13 protein-coding genes and 1 pseudogene are annotated in these 14,027 nt (G+C 66.8%); 7 read left to right on the top strand and 7 right to left on the bottom strand.

The features are described from left to right. Nucleotides 1–23: 23 nt before the first annotated feature. A complete protein-coding gene (locus Q9R39_RS05910; protein WP_078112088.1) occupies nt 24–3,251 on the top strand; it encodes a BTAD domain-containing putative transcriptional regulator in 3,228 nt (1,075 codons plus the stop codon). Here the strand turns inward: Q9R39_RS05910 and Q9R39_RS05905 are convergent. From Q9R39_RS05905 to Q9R39_RS05895, 3 genes are all read right to left on the bottom strand, one after another. Then, nucleotides 3,233–4,066, bottom strand: a complete 834-nt coding sequence (locus tag Q9R39_RS05905) for an ABC transporter permease (RefSeq protein ID WP_058250746.1) — start codon at nt 4,064–4,066, stop codon at nt 3,233–3,235. The two genes, Q9R39_RS05910 and Q9R39_RS05905, sit on opposite strands and share 19 nt — an antisense overlap. Next, nucleotides 4,063–5,133, bottom strand: coding sequence for an ATP-binding cassette domain-containing protein (locus tag Q9R39_RS05900; RefSeq protein WP_058250745.1), 1,071 nt, complete (start codon nt 5,131–5,133; stop codon nt 4,063–4,065). The genes Q9R39_RS05905 and Q9R39_RS05900 overlap by 4 nt, the downstream gene beginning before the upstream one ends. Before the next feature lie 105 nt (nt 5,134–5,238). Then, nucleotides 5,239–6,538, bottom strand: a protein-coding gene (locus Q9R39_RS05895; RefSeq protein WP_156354154.1) for an IS3 family transposase whose coding sequence is annotated in 2 segments (ribosomal slippage) — nt 5,239–6,253 and nt 6,252–6,538 — 1,302 coding nt in all. Because the reading frame shifts where the segments join, the coding sequence is not laid out codon by codon here. Nucleotides 6,539–6,787: 249 nt separating this feature from the next. On the opposite strand from Q9R39_RS05895, the gene Q9R39_RS05890 reads away from it, so the two are divergent. Further along, nucleotides 6,788–7,537, top strand: a complete 750-nt coding sequence (locus tag Q9R39_RS05890; RefSeq protein ID WP_055474891.1) for a hypothetical protein — start codon at nt 6,788–6,790, stop codon at nt 7,535–7,537. Between the two features lie 15 nt (nt 7,538–7,552). Here the strand turns inward: Q9R39_RS05890 and Q9R39_RS05885 are convergent, their stop codons facing one another. Further along, nucleotides 7,553–8,071, bottom strand: a complete 519-nt coding sequence (locus tag Q9R39_RS05885; RefSeq protein WP_055474890.1) for a hypothetical protein — start codon at nt 8,069–8,071, stop codon at nt 7,553–7,555. A 193-nt stretch (nt 8,072–8,264) separates the two neighbouring features. On the opposite strand from Q9R39_RS05885, the gene Q9R39_RS05880 reads away from it, so the two are divergent. The 3 genes and pseudogenes from Q9R39_RS05880 (at nt 8,265) to Q9R39_RS05870 (ending at nt 10,684) form a co-directional block, all read left to right on the top strand. Next, nucleotides 8,265–9,035: an Ltp family lipoprotein gene (locus Q9R39_RS05880; protein ID WP_084817203.1), complete on the top strand. Its 771-nt coding sequence runs from the start codon at nt 8,265–8,267 to the stop codon at nt 9,033–9,035. Between the two features lie 162 nt (nt 9,036–9,197). After that, nucleotides 9,198–10,133: pseudogene (locus tag Q9R39_RS05875) on the top strand (hypothetical protein). Nucleotides 10,134–10,315: 182 nt separating this feature from the next. Beyond that, nucleotides 10,316–10,684, top strand: a complete 369-nt coding sequence (locus Q9R39_RS05870; protein WP_231632647.1) for an Ltp family lipoprotein — start codon at nt 10,316–10,318, stop codon at nt 10,682–10,684. Nucleotides 10,685–10,848: 164 nt separating this feature from the next. Here Q9R39_RS05870 and greA read toward each other — a convergent pair whose 3' ends face one another. From greA to Q9R39_RS05855, 3 genes are all read right to left on the bottom strand, one after another. Continuing rightward, on the bottom strand, nt 10,849–11,340 hold the full coding sequence (greA, locus tag Q9R39_RS05865; RefSeq protein ID WP_004020945.1) for a transcription elongation factor GreA: 492 nt from the start codon (nt 11,338–11,340) through the stop codon (nt 10,849–10,851). 128 nt (nt 11,341–11,468) lie between these two features. After that, entirely contained in the window at nt 11,469–12,242 is a 774-nt protein-coding gene (locus Q9R39_RS05860; RefSeq protein WP_058250740.1) for a queuosine precursor transporter, read from the bottom strand. Then, the gene (locus Q9R39_RS05855; protein ID WP_055474887.1) at nt 12,239–12,736 is read right to left on the bottom strand and encodes a DUF4307 domain-containing protein; all 498 of its coding nucleotides are present in this window, start codon (nt 12,734–12,736) and stop codon (nt 12,239–12,241) included. The genes Q9R39_RS05860 and Q9R39_RS05855 overlap by 4 nt, the downstream gene beginning before the upstream one ends. 48 nt (nt 12,737–12,784) lie before the next feature. Here Q9R39_RS05855 and mca point away from each other — a divergent pair, with 48 nt between their 5' ends. Both mca and Q9R39_RS05845 read left to right on the top strand, forming a co-directional pair. Continuing rightward, entirely contained in the window at nt 12,785–13,681 is an 897-nt protein-coding gene (mca, locus tag Q9R39_RS05850) for a mycothiol conjugate amidase Mca (protein ID WP_055474886.1), read from the top strand. Beyond that, nucleotides 13,681–14,010, top strand: a complete 330-nt coding sequence (locus Q9R39_RS05845) for a hypothetical protein (RefSeq protein ID WP_058250739.1) — start codon at nt 13,681–13,683, stop codon at nt 14,008–14,010. The genes mca and Q9R39_RS05845 overlap by 1 nt, the downstream gene beginning before the upstream one ends. Nucleotides 14,011–14,027 lie beyond the last annotated feature (17 nt).

Below are 14,027 nucleotides of genomic sequence, written 5' to 3'. Positions count from 1 at the left end.
AACGTCGGCGCTAACCTGTCTGGGTGGCTGCCGACGGACCCGCCCTGATCGGTGTGCTGGGCCCGATCGCGGTCGGCGCGTGCCCGGTGGGCGCCGAGAGCCCCGATCGGCTCGTCGCGGTGCCGGGGCTGCGGGCCCGACGCCTGCTCGTGTCGCTCGCCCTCGCCGACGGGCGCGTGATCTCGGCGGACCGCCTCATCGACCACGTCTGGGCTGACGATCCGCCGCGTTCGCCGCACAGTGCGTTGCACACCCAGGTGTCCCGGCTGCGCAAGCTCCTGCCCGAGGGGGTTCTGGAGGGCACCGAGAACGGTTATCGACTGCGCAACAGCCGCACCGACCTCGACGTGGTCGACACGCTGCTCGCCGAAGGCGGCCGGGATGCCCACGACCGGGCCCGGCAGTGGTGGCGCGGCGTGCCCGGAGACGATCTCGGGGACGGGTCCCCGGTGACGGTGACACTGTCCGCACGCATTCGACGTACCCAGGACGCGCTCGACGGTGCGCAGCTGACGGCCTCGCTCGCCGAGGGTGACTTCGCGACCGCGCGATCCATCGCCGAACAACGCTGCGCGCGAGACCCGTTCGACGAGCCGGCACACACCGCCCTGATGCGGGCGCTCGCCGGGGAAGGCCGCGCCGCCGACGCGCTCGTGGTGTTCGACCGGCTCCGACGGCGGTTGTCGACCGAGCTGGGGACGGACCCGGGTACCGAGATGGCGCGGGTCCACGCCGAGATCCTCACCGCGACATCACCACCTGAGATCAGCGCGCCACGGCCGGTGCGTGCCGTCGGATTGCGCTCGCCCACCACCGAACTCATCGGACGCGGTGCCGACCTCGACGCCGTGGCGAGCATGCTCGACACCGGGCGCGTGGTGACCGTGCTCGGTCCCGGCGGCGTCGGCAAGACGCGGATCGCGACCGAGATCGGCCATCGGCTGCATGCGGCGGGCGCCCCGGTCTACTTCGTGTCGCTCGCCTCGGTGCGGTCCGGCGAGGACGTGATCCCGGCGATCGCCGCGACGCTCGGGGTCGGCGAATCCGATCTCTCCGCAACCGGCCGTCCCCGCATGACCCCCGGAGACCTGACCGCACGTCTCGAGGACGCGCTGCGCGAGCGGGCGTCGGTGGTGATCCTCGACAACTGCGAGCAGATCATCGGCGCGTGCGCCCGGATCGTCGCCGAACTCACCGCGGCCGTGCCCGGCGTCCGCGTCCTGTCCACCAGCCGAACGCCGCTGGCCATCGTCGGCGAGCAGGTGCATCAGCTACCCGTACTTGCGGCGGTGGACGTGAATTCATCTGCGGTGCAATTGTTCCGGACCCGCGCTCGGGCTGTGCGTCCCGACGCGGAGCTGCCCGCGGGGCGCGTCGTCGAGCTGTGCCGCCACCTCGACGGACTGCCGCTGGCCATCGAGCTGGCGGCGGCCCGGATCCGGACGATGACGGTCGAGGAGATCGCCGACCGCCTGGGGGAGAAGTTCGCGCTCCTGCGGTCCGCCGACCGCACGACGCCGGATCGCCATCGCACCCTCTACGCGGTGATCGAGTGGAGCTGGGAACTGCTCGACGACGCCGGCCGGGCAGCGCTGGTGCAGCTGTGCCGCTTTCCCGGTGGGTTCAGCCGATCGGCTGCCCGGGCGGTGACCGGGGCCTCCGGGACGGTTCTCGACGACACCCTCGAGAGTCTGACCAACCAGTCGCTGCTGTCGGTCGTGGAGACCGACGGTTCGGTCCGTTTCCGCATGCTGGAGATGGTTCGTGAGTTCGGCGAGACCCGGATGGCCGCCGACCTGGCGGCCCGGGTCGAGTCGCAAATGCGTGGCTGGGCCATCGAATTCGTTTCCCGTATGCGCGACCTGGCCGAGAACGGCGACCACCCCGCCGGTGCCGGCGGTTTGGCCCGGGAGGCCGACAACCTGACCTGGATTCTCCGGTCGGCCTGCGAGTCCGCGGTCGTGGCGCCCACCGACGACATCGTCGCGGTACTCACGACGCTGTACCCGGCACTGGCGTATCACTGGACGGTTCGTGGTCTGCACGGGGAGACGCGCGCGTGGGGCGCGCGGGTCCTGATGGCGTTACCGCGCCCACCCGCGGCACCCGACGACGCCCTGCGCGAGAACTGGCAGGTGACCGCCATCGTCGGTGCGGTGCACGGCATGATGACGGGCGAACTCCGAGTGCAGGCCACCGCCCGGTTCCTCTTGCGCTCGCTCCATCGTGCCCACCTCACATTCCACCGGGCGAGCGAGTTCCTGTCGGCCGTGGCGCTGGCCTCGACGTCGACGGGCGCGTACCGGATCATCTGCGAGGCGGCCGAGACCGCGGTCGACGACGAGGTCCGGGCACTGGCCCTGACGCTACGGTCACATCTCCGAGAGAATCGCGGGCTGGTCGGTCCGGCACTCCGGGACTCGACGGCTTCCGGCCGATGGCTCGCGGGCAGCCGCTACGCCTCGTGGTTCCAGGGCATGCGGCAGTCGAGCACGGGCGGTCTGTACGGACAGCAGGGCAGGTATTCCGAAGCCGCGGCGACCTATCGAGCCGGAATCGACTTGCTGGCACCACTGGGCGCCGTCGAAGACGTCCGCCAGATCAGGACCATGCTGGTCCTCACCTTGCTCGCCGGCGACTTCCCGGACGACGCGCGTCGCGAACTCCACGTGATCACCGACGACTGGGACCTCGAGGCCGAGGACCCACAGGGCAATCCGGAGGTGATCGGGCCCGCTCTGCTGGGTGTTGCCGAACTCGCCTTCGCAGACGGCGCGTCGAATCCGGAGGTGGCCGCGGGTTTTCTGCGCGCCGCACGGGTCATGCTGCGGGAACACCCCTTCGGCGTCGCCGACCCCGCGGTGCTCATGGTGGTGTCCGCCGCCGTCGCGGGCCTCGTCCGCAGCGGAGATGTCGACGCCGCGTGGGAGCTGGTTCCGGAAATGGTGAAGGGACTCGACGACATGACGTTCGGTCCGGGGTGGCAGGACCTGCCGCAGGCGGGCACGGTGGCATCGGCCTTCACCGTGCTGTGGAACGCCGGCCGCCCCACGGATTCCGTCGGCCGACGCCTCGTCGAGTTGGCGGTGAGTCTGCCCGGACGACGAGACTGCCCGTCGCTGGACTGGGCATGGCACTGGACACAGGAGCAGGCCGGAAAGGACGGGGTGGCGCGACACCCTGCGGTGCCGCGCCACGTGGCCGTCGAGGAGCTGCAGCGACTACTGCACGATCAGGCGTTTCGCATATAGGCCCGCACGGCGAGTGGTGCGAACACCGCGGTGATCACCGCGGCGCCGATCAGGGCCCACACGACGTGGATTCCGGCGTGACCGGAGTTCGTCAGTTCGCGGACCGCCGTGACCAGATGGCTGACCGGGTTGACGTTCACGAAGCCCTGCAGCCAACCGGGCATGCTGTCGACCGGGACGAAGGCATTCGACATGAAGGTCAGGGGGAACATGATCATCATCGAGATGCCCTGCACGGCTGATGCTTTGCTCATGAGGCAGCCCATGAGTGCGAAGATCCACGAGACCGCGAAGCTGCACACGATGATGAGTGCGGCCGAGGCGATGACACCGAGAACATCGGGGCGCCAGCCCATCAGCACGCCCATCACGACGGTCAGTACGGTGGCGATGGAGTAGCGGATGACGTCGGCGAGCAGGGCGCCGGCGAGTGGGCTGATCCGGGCGATCGGTAGCGAACGGAACCGGTCGAAGACGCCCTTGTCCATGTCCTCCCGCAACTGGGTGCCGGTGACGATGGAGGTCATGATCACGGTCTGCACGAGGATGCCCGGAATGATCACCGGGAGATAGGCTTCCACGTTGCCGCTGATCGCGCCGCCGAAGATGTAGGTGAACATCAGCGTGAAGATGATCGGCTGGAAGGTGACGTCGAAGAGCTGTTCGGGGTTGTGCCGGATCTTGAGCACACCGCGGTAGGCCATGCTGAAGGACTGCCGGAACGACTCGGCAAGGCTGATGGAGGTCTTGACCTGCGCGCGTGCGGCGCGGGTTGTGATCGAGGTCGACGGGGGATTGTCGAGGGTCGTGGTCATGAACGGGCCTCCTGGGTGGTGTCGGAAGAATCTGTGTCGGATGGCCGGTGCCCGGGTGCGCCGGTGTCGGCGTCGGATTCCGCGGGCCTACCGGTGATGGTGAGGAACACCTCGTCGAGGCTCGGCTTCTGCACGGTGATCTCTTCGACGCCGATCCCGTTCTCGCGCAGTGCGATCAGGACGTCGGGCACAAGCTCGGCCGAACTCAGCGGCACGGTCGTCCGCGCGGCCTCCGGACTCAACGTGGCCTTCTGCCCGAGGATCGACTCGGCGATCTCGCACACGCGGGGTGCGTCGGCACGGTCGGCCGCGACGAGCTGGAGTGTGCTGGCGCCGATCGAGTGCTTGAGTTCGTCAGCCGTGCCATCGGCGATGACGCGGCCGTGATCGATGACGGCGATCCGGTCGGCCAGCTGATCGGCCTCGTCGAGGTACTGGGTGGTGAGCAGGACTGTCGATCCGCCGGCGACGAGCCGGCGGATCGTGTCCCACATCTGGGCGCGGGTTCGCGGGTCGAGGCCGGTCGTCGGTTCGTCGAGGAACAGCAGCGGCGGGGTGTCGATCAGGCTGGCCGCGAGGTCGAGGCGCCGTCGCATACCGCCGGAGAAGTTCTTCAGCGGTCGAGCCGCGGCGTCGGTGAGGGCGAATGCTTCCAGCAACTCGTCTGCGCGCGAGCGGGCCGCGGTCCGTGAGAAGCCGAGCAGGCGGGCGAAGAGCACCAGGTTCTGGGTGGCGGTGAGGTCCTCGTCGACGGAGGCGTATTGACCGGTGACGCCGACGAGCGAGCGCACGGCGACCGCGTCGTCGACGACGTCGTAGCCGAACACGCGCGCCTCTCCGGCGTCCGGCCGCAGCAGGGTCGCCAGCATGCTGACGGTGGTCGTCTTTCCCGCACCGTTGGGGCCGAGGACGCCGTACACCGATCCGGTCGGCACGGCGAGGTCGACGCCGTTGACCGCGCGGGTCGAACCGAAGTGTTTGACGAGGCCGCGAGCGTCGATCGCGAGGTCGGTGCGGAGGGACCGGGCCGACCCGACGTCGGGCCGGGGAGTGGTTGTCGTTGTCATGCCGACAACTGTGGCGCCGTCGCCTGTCGTCGGGCTTGCGTCGGCTTACGTGGTGCTGTCGCGCGGGGCGAAGTGTTCCGCGGAACGCTCCGGAGGGACGTTGAATCACCCTAGGTTCTGTGCCGCCTCCAATGTGGGCTGGTCCTCGGGGCCGAGGCCAGCGTAGTGAAGCGTTTCGAGCTCGGTCGGGGGGATCTGGCCGATACTCGAGTGCAGCCTGCTGTTGTTGTACCAGTCGACCCAACCAGCGGTCGCGAACTCGACGTCGGAGACTGTCTTGTACGGACCGGAGTGGAAGATCGTGGTCCGGATGCACTCGGTCTTGTACAAGCCGTTCACCGACTCGGCCAGCGCGTTGTCGTAGGCGTCCCCGACCGTTCCGATCGACGCGGCGATGTCTTCGAGTCGCAGACGTTCAGTCAGTGTAACCGATGTGTACTGACTTCCGGCATCTGAATGGTGAATCAGCTCAGCAGCTTTCACCGGATGCCCTTCCCGCTTGCGCTGCCACAGCGCCATCCGAAGCGGGACCGTCACCAGCTCGACTGTCTTCGATGTCGATGCGTGCCACGCCACGATTCGACGGGAGAACACGTCGATGATGAACACCACGTACACCCACCCGGCCCATGTCCGGCAGTAGGTGAAATCGGTCACCCAGACCCGGTTGGGTTCGGCGGCACTGAACTGTCGGTTCAGCAAATCCTCCGCGCGTACACCGTCAGCGGAGCGGACGGTCGTGCGGACCCCTTTGGATCTTCGAATTCCGTTGTGGCCTAGCATTTTCATTGCTCGATCAACAGCGCCGTAGGACACCCCAGGCAGTGTTGTGCGGTGCAGATGGGCGCGCATCTTCACCCGCCCGTAGAGGCCCTCGGGAGTCATCTTCCGTCGGCCGTCGTCATCGGTGCGCCAGACGACATTGCGCACCGCATCGACGACGTGAGCGTCGGAGACGGTACGAGCAGCAGGCATTCGTGTTCGCCATGCCCGGTAGGTTCGTGCGGCAACCATGCAGCCCTGCTCACGCAGGACCCGGCAGATCGACTCGACCGCAAAACCGTTGCTGCGCATCTGATCTATGAACGCCACGATCATCGGTTGCGGGGGTCGAGTTCCCCGCGAAGAAAGTTGTCGCCGCCTTCAGAATGGCAACGTCTTCTCGCAACTGCTTGTTCTCCGCCTTGAGACGCTTGATCTCGGCGGACTCCTTCGAGGTGGTCCCGGAGCGGGCGCCGGCATCGACCTGCGCCTGCACTGCCCACCTACGTACCGTCTCCCCGCCGACACCGACCTGCTTAGCGATCGCTTCGGCAGCGGCAGTCAACGACGTGTACTCGCCGCCGTGGGCCTCCAGCAACCGCAGAGCCCTCGAACGGACCTCTGGATCGATCTTTTTAGGCATGAGCTCATCCTTCCTGACTCAGAAGGAAGCGGCATCAAACCAGGGGTGATTCACGTCGCCGCCAACGGGCGACCGGCGTGGATTCGACGCGGCTGACACGAGGAGTTCTGTGGATGAGCGTCTGTGCTGTGGATTCTCGGTGCGGCTGCGATAGCGGGACGGATTACGTTGCCCGCTATGGGACGACGCACACACTCCGCCGAGGCGGCCTGGACACCACGGATTGCTCACCGCGTCCGTCACGAGCTCATGGATGACCTTCATGAGCAACGACGGAAGGCCTACCGGCGGCTGGACGAACTCGAGGCCGAAGCGAGTCTGCTGGCCGAAGATCTCAACGATGCGGACGATGGCTCGCTGCATCTCGATCCGGACGAGTACACCGACAGGGAGGCCGCACTCGAGGAGGCGGACCGACTCCTCAGGCTCATCAACTGGTGGTCTTCGTCCCTCGCGGTGACGGTGTTGCATCTCGCCGACGCGCCGGTGCACTGGGTCACTGCCCCGGCAGTAGAGCTGATCACAGGCGTGCGGAACGAGGAAGCCACCGCCGGGGATGGCGGTGTGGACACCCGCGTCCTACCAACATTGGGTAGCGCCGGTCTCGCCTTGTTCGAGAGGTCCGCCGGACGCCATCGTCCATCGAAGAGATGTCCGGGTCTCGACAATCGCGACGTCGGGATCGACGGCTTGTGCTGGTGGCGAGCAACACTCGGTGGGGAGAACTCGCCGCCCGTCGTGGACATGATCACGCTGCATGTGCTGACCCGCGACCGGAAGCTCTGCCGCTCTGCAGAGGTCGACGGGCGACGCCCGGCGGTCGTCGACGTGGATGCATTCACCGTGGCGGTCGAGCCTGCGTGGACGGGGAGCGCACAAGCGTCTCCATCGGTTCGCGTGCTGATGCGTCTCGCCGATGACCTGGTCCGGGGCACGCTGACTGCCTCGCCTATGCCGACGACGGGTCGAACTTCGGCGGCCGTCGCGGTGGTTGCCTGACAACCGGCCGGTGACTCACTTCGCAGGTTCGAGGTTCGCGAAATGCTTGAGGGTGTCGGCCTCGATGGTCTTGTAGACCGTCGACGACGCGGGACCGGAGAACGCGGTGACCACACGGGACGAGGTGGGCAACTCGAGCGCGAAGGTCCACTTGAGTCGGCAACCCATGTCGGCGGGCAAGATCTCCGTGGCCTCGCCGAAGCGTCGGATGCCGGGGACGTTCGCCCTCAGGACCCGGAAACCGTTGCGGTAGTGACCGTTCGCCGGGTCCTCGGTCCAGTCGAAGAAGTCCTCGTCGAGGGTCACGTAGCCGGGACCGAGGACCGCGCGGCGTTGCGTTCCCACACCGTACGGCGGCGGTGAGACGAACTCGATCTTCTTGATCGCGCGGCACCAGTCCAGCGTGTGCTGACGGGTGAACTCGGCCCACGCGCGCTCCGGCGCGACCGGCAGACGCACGTCGATGACGTGCCGCACCGGCGCATCGTCGAAGAAGTCGAGATCGAAGGACTCCAGCTCATGGGAACGTGCCATGGGTCACATTGAAGCACGGGCGTATGACCGGCGCGTCGGGCGTGCCTCGGTCCCGACGGTGCACGGTGATGCGGCTGGAGGTTCGTCCGTTCGGATGACACTGTGCGGCAACGGTTCTGTCGGACCCCGGTGCGACAGTGCGTGCAGATGCGGGACCGCTTCCCAGGTGCCGCACGGTAGATGAGGACATACGATGACCGACCCCCAGAACCAGAATCCCGACCCCAACGCGGGTCAGCAGCCGCCGTACGGCCAGCCGTATCAAGGGCAGCAGTACGGACAGCCGCCGCAACCCGGGGCTCCGCAACCCGGGGCTCCGCAGTACGGCGCTCCGCAGTACGGCGCTCCGCAGTACGGTGCTCCGCCGCAATCCGGGGCTCCGCAACCCGGGGCTCCGCAGTACGGCGCTCCGCCGCAGCCATACCCGAGCCCACCTGCGAAGAAGAAAAAGAAGTGGCCTTGGATCCTGGGGGCTCTCGTGGTCCTGCTGATCATCATTCTTGCCGCCACCTCCGGCGGAGGGGCGGAGGACACGGACACCACGGCTGATTCGGGTGTTTCGTCCGCCCCTCAGAAACCCACTGCGGCAGAAGATTCCGTGACTGACGAGGCCTCGACGCCGGCACAGGCTACGGAGCCGCAGCCACCCGCTGAGCAGGACCTGTCCTCTGAGCAGAAGAACGCCGTGTCGAAGGCGGAAGACTATCTGTCCCTGTCCGGATTCTCGAAGTCCGGCTTGATCAAGCAACTGGAGTTCGAGGGTTTCTCGAACGCGGATGCCACGGTGGCGGTGGACAAACTGGAGTCTGACGGAGACGTGAACTGGAATGAGCAGGCGGCCAAGAAGGCCGGCGAGTACCAAGCCGTGACACCCATGTCACGCCAGGGACTCGTCCAGCAGTTGGAGTTTGAAGGTTTCACGCCCGAACAGGCTGCATACGGGGCCGACAACGCTGATTCCTGAAGGTCAGGTCGACCGACACGGCGTGAGTCGTCGCAACCGGTGAACGTCAACTCGACTCCTGGACTTCGATCGAAGTCCAGGAGTCGAGTCGAGGTTCGCCGGTCGTGGGGTAAGCGACCCTCGCAAGCGGATCCGATATCGGCCCTGGTGCGTCCTAAAGTCATGACCTCTTTTCCCACCGACAGACACGGGCTAATTCGCCGCACGGCAACGCTGCGACTCGGCATCAACGACGACGCTGTGACAGCCGCCGTACGGCGCGGCGAACTGATTCGTCTTGCCCCGGGGGTCTGCGCACTGGCGGCCGACGAGGCGTCCGCCGAGGACCCGGGTGACCGTCTGTACCGACTGAGATCGATCGCGGTCGCGACGTCTGTTCGAGACTGTGACGCGTCGATCCTGAGTCACGACTCGGCGGCAGCCGTTCACCAGCTGCCGCTGCTGCACCCGGAACGCGAGGTCGTGCATCTGACGAAGAAGTCGAAGGTGGGCGGGTTCGGGCACGGGTTACGGATCGTCCATGCCGGGCCGGTGGCGCCCGACGAGGTGGTCGACATCGGCGGAATCAGGGTCACGTCTCGTGAGCGAACCGCCGTAGATGTTGCGATGTCCGGTGACTTCGCCCAAGCGCTGGCCGTGTTCGATCGCGCGCTAGCGTCCGGCGCCGACATCGCCACGATGACCCGTATCCTCGCGTCGCGGAACCGTTGGCGCGGTGCGGGGACCGCGCGTCGTGCCCTTGCGCATGCGGACGGTGCGTCGGAGAGTGTCGGGGAGTCGTGGAGCCGGGCGCAGATGATCGAGGCCGGGTTGCCGACTCCGCGACTGCAGCACACGTTCCAGACGGACGCCGGAGACGCGCGGACCGACTTCGACTGGGACGGAACACTTGTCGGTGAGTTCGACGGACTACAGAAGTACGGCCGACTGTTGCGCCAGGGTGAGAGCCCGCGCGATGCACTCATCCGGGAGTAGCGTCGGGAGGATGCGCTGCGCGCACAGGGGATCATGGTGATCCGATGGACGTGGGGAACGCTCGAGCGCGGCGGGCTCGCCAATCTGCTCCGGCCGTGGTTGGACAAACTGACCGCGGCTTGACCGATGAACCCCAACTCGACTCCTGGACTTCGATCGAAGTCCAGGAGTCGAGTCGAGGTTCGCCGGTCGGAGCACGACCGTCGTTGGCACGCCGTGTGTGGCCCCGTCTGATTGCCGGCGTGGTCGCGGTGTGCGGAATTGCGTTGGGAGTCAGTACGATCGGCATTCAAAGTGGCGTCGCTGTGACCGCTACCGGTTCGAGCCAGGTGTTCGAGCAGTCACCGACGACCGGGACTCCCGGTGCAGAGTCACTCGCGACCTGGGAGCAGACGAGCGCAGTGGCGAAGGCGAAGGAGTACCTCTCGATCATGGCGTTCTCGAGAGCGGGTCTGATCGATCAGCTGGAGTACGAAGGGTTCTCGACGGCCGACGCGACGTACGCCGTGACCGAGGTCGAGGCTCAGGGCGCCGTCGACTGGAACGAACAGGCGGCGCAGAAGGCCCGCGACTATCGTTCGATGACGGCGTTCTCGCGGCAGGGCTTGAGCGAACAGCTCGAGTATGAGGGCATCACGTCCACGCAGGCGACGTATGGGGTCGACCACGCGTAGGGCACGACCGATGAACCCCAACTCGACTCCTGGACTTCGATCGAAGTCCAGGAGTCGAGTTGAGGTTCGCCGGTCGCGCGACCGGCGGTAGCTCACGGACGAGAACCCCCGAAAACACGAAACCCGGGACGGTCATACCGTCCCGGGTTGTGTTCGTCGTCCGATCAGCCGTGGTAGGGCTCCGCGCTGACCAGGGTCACCTTGATGGTGGCACCGCTGGGCACGGAGTACTCGCGGGTCTCGCCGACCTTGGCGTCGATGAGGGCGGCACCGAGCGGGGAGCTCGGGGAGTAGGTCTCCAGGCCGCCCTGGCCGCTCTCCTCGCGGGTGGCGATGAGGAACGTCTCGGTGTCCTTCTCGTCACCGTCGTAGTAGACGGTCACGACGGAACCGGGCAGTGCGACGCCGGACTGGGTCGGCGCCTCGCCGACCTTCGCGTTGTTCAGCAGTTCCTGCAGCTGGCGGATACGCGCTTCCTGCTGGCCCTGCTCCTCGCGAGCGGCGTGGTAGCCACCGTTCTCCTTGAGGTCGCCTTCTTCGCGACGCTCGTTGATCTCGGCGGCGATGACCGGACGGTTGGCGATCAACGAATCGAGCTCGCTCTTGAGGCGGTCATGCGACTCTTGGGTCAGCCAGGTCACCTGGGTGTCGGTCATCGGTCACTCCTTTGTGTTGTCCGCGCCCCGGGCGACCGTTTACACCAGGGGCATATGGACTGCTGAAAATGCAGCAACACGACCCCTCGCGGAGCCGTGTATCCGTTCAGGGTACCAGGTGGTGAGACCTATGGCACATCGGTACTGCCGCGCGACAGCGCGCCGAGAGCGTCCTGATACGTCGGTTCCATCCGTTTCAGCCATCCCACAACGAAATACGTCACAGGCATGAGGATGACCTCAACAAGTGTTTTCCAGACGAATCCGACGATCGTGTAATTGACGAAATCTCCCCAGGTCGAGATACCCAGGGCGGTGGCGGCGATCGAACAGAAGACGATGGTGTCGGCCAACTGGCCGACAATCGTCGAACCCAGCAGGCGCGCCCAGAGACGATTTTCCCCGGCGCGTTCCTTCATTTTGACCAGGACGAAGGAATTGAGGAATTCGCCCACGACATAACCGGCCAATCCGGCTAGCAGGAATTGTGGGACGACTCCGGCAACCGTCTCGAAAGCCGCCTGGCCTTCATAGAATTCAGCGGCCGGGAGGTGAATGGTCAACCAGAAACACAACGACGCGAGAATCAGGACCGCGAACCCGGCGAGGATCGTCCGGCGCATGGCACGGAACCCGTAGACCTCGCTGATCACGTCGCCCAGCACGTACGCGAGCGGGAACAGGAAGAAGGCGCCGTCGGTCACCAGGCCGTCCATCTGGATCGGCCCGAGATCGACCTGCAGCCATTCGTCGAACAGGACGACGCCCTTGGTGCCGGTGACGTTGCTGATGAGCATGACGCCGACGAAGACGGCGACCAGAAGGGGGAAGTAGCGGCTGCCGATGGAGGCGAAGGCGGCGCGCGGCGACGGCAACTCACTGCCGGTGGACGCGGCGGTCACGAGGCCGACGGCTTCAGGTAGGCCGGCACGTCAAGGGTGCACCCGAAGACCTCGCCGATGACCGGTGGTTTCGACGTCGTGACCTCGGTGCGGACGCCGATCCGTTCTGCGGAGTCCGCGGGGATCAGGATCTCGCGACGCCCGGTCTCGCCGCCGTCGCGGGAGCGGCCGCGCACCACACAGGCAGCCGCCCGGCTCGGATCGGAACGCTCGACGGTGAACTGCACCGCGACGGTCGAGCCGTCGATGATCTCGTAGCCGGTGGCCTCACCGGTCACGTCCGCCGACGAGAACTTGCTGTAGCCGATGACGGCGAGGGTCACGCCGGCCGCGACGACCAGGATCGACAGGGCGATGAACCAGCGACGACGCCCAGAGGCGGTCTCCGAACGCTCCGGATAGGTGGCGCGCGGACCGCTGTGCGGTCGCAAGGTGTCGGGTGTCGCGCGCGGCGCGTCACCGGCGTCTGCGGCGCCCCCGTCCGAACTGTTCACGCGTCAATACCTACCATGGGAGGAGTAGCGATCCGAAGGTGAGGAACTGTGACCGAATCCCACGTCGGCGACCCCAAGTCGGGTGTGTTCCGGCTGATGGCGGTGCACGCGCACCCAGACGACGAGTCGAGCAAGGGTGCCGCCACGACCGCGAAGTATGCGGCCGAGGGCAACGAAGTGCTCGTCGTCACACTCACCGGCGGTGAGCGTGGCGACATCCTGAATCCGGCGATGGACCGCCCGGGCATCAAAGAGCGGATGACCGAGGTCCGTCGCGAGGAGATGGCCAAGGCCGCCGAGGCGCTCGGCGTCCGACAGACATGGCTCGGCTTCGTCGACTCGGGCCTCCCCGAGGGCGACCCGCTCCCGCCTGTTCCGGAGGGTTCCTTCGCCTCGGTGCCGCTCGACGAGGCCACCGAGGCCTTGGTGCGCGTGGTCCGCGAGTTCCGCCCGCACGTGATCGTCACCTACGACGAGCACGGCGGATATCCGCATCCCGATCACATCCGCTGCCATGAGGTGTCGGTCGCGGCGTACGAGCAGTCCGGCGATCCGGACGCGTTCCCGGACGCCGGCGAACCGTGGACGGTGTCGAAGCTCTACTACACCCACGGGTTCATCCGGGACCGGATGGTCCTGTTCTCCGACGAGTTCGCGCGGCACGGCCAGGAGAGTCCGTTCGCCGAGTGGCTCAGCAAGTGGGACCCGAGCCGTGGCGATCTGATGGGACGTGTGACGACCCAGGTCGAGTGCTCCAAGTACTTCCCGCAGCGTGACGACGCGCTGCGCGCCCACGCCACGCAGATCGATCCGAACGGGGTGTTCTTCGCGGTGCCGCTGGAGTGGCAACAACGCCTGTGGCCGACGGAGGAGTTCGAGCTCGCCCGGACCCGGGTCAAGACCGCGTTGCCGGAGACCGATCTCTTCGCCGGGATCGAGGCGTGATGGGCACCAGCACAGTCGTGAACGACACCCTGATGGTCCTGGCGCAGGAACCCCAGGGGCCGGAGTTCGGCAAGGCCTCACCGCTGGGCCTGCTCGTGATCCTGTTGCTGCTCGTCGGGACCGCGTTCCTCATCTGGTCGATGAACCGGCAGCTGAAGAAGCTGCCCGCGTCCTTCGACGCCGAACACCCGGAGGCCGACCAGGCCTTCGACGAGGGAACCGATTCGCCGGGCCCGGCCGGTTCGGACGCGGTCGCACCGAACCCGCCCGGGACCCCGGGTGCCACCAGTGCCGCGGGCACCGACGACCGGCGGCCCGCCGACACCTGAGTCGAGGCGTAGAAGTG

The sequence above is a fragment of the Gordonia sp. AC31 genome, from assembly GCF_031844505.1.
GTDB classification, from domain to species: Bacteria; Actinomycetota; Actinomycetes; order Mycobacteriales; family Mycobacteriaceae; genus Gordonia; species Gordonia hongkongensis.
The sequence above is the reverse complement of the archived record's forward strand: the minus strand, read 5'-3'. Positions and strand labels throughout refer to the sequence as shown.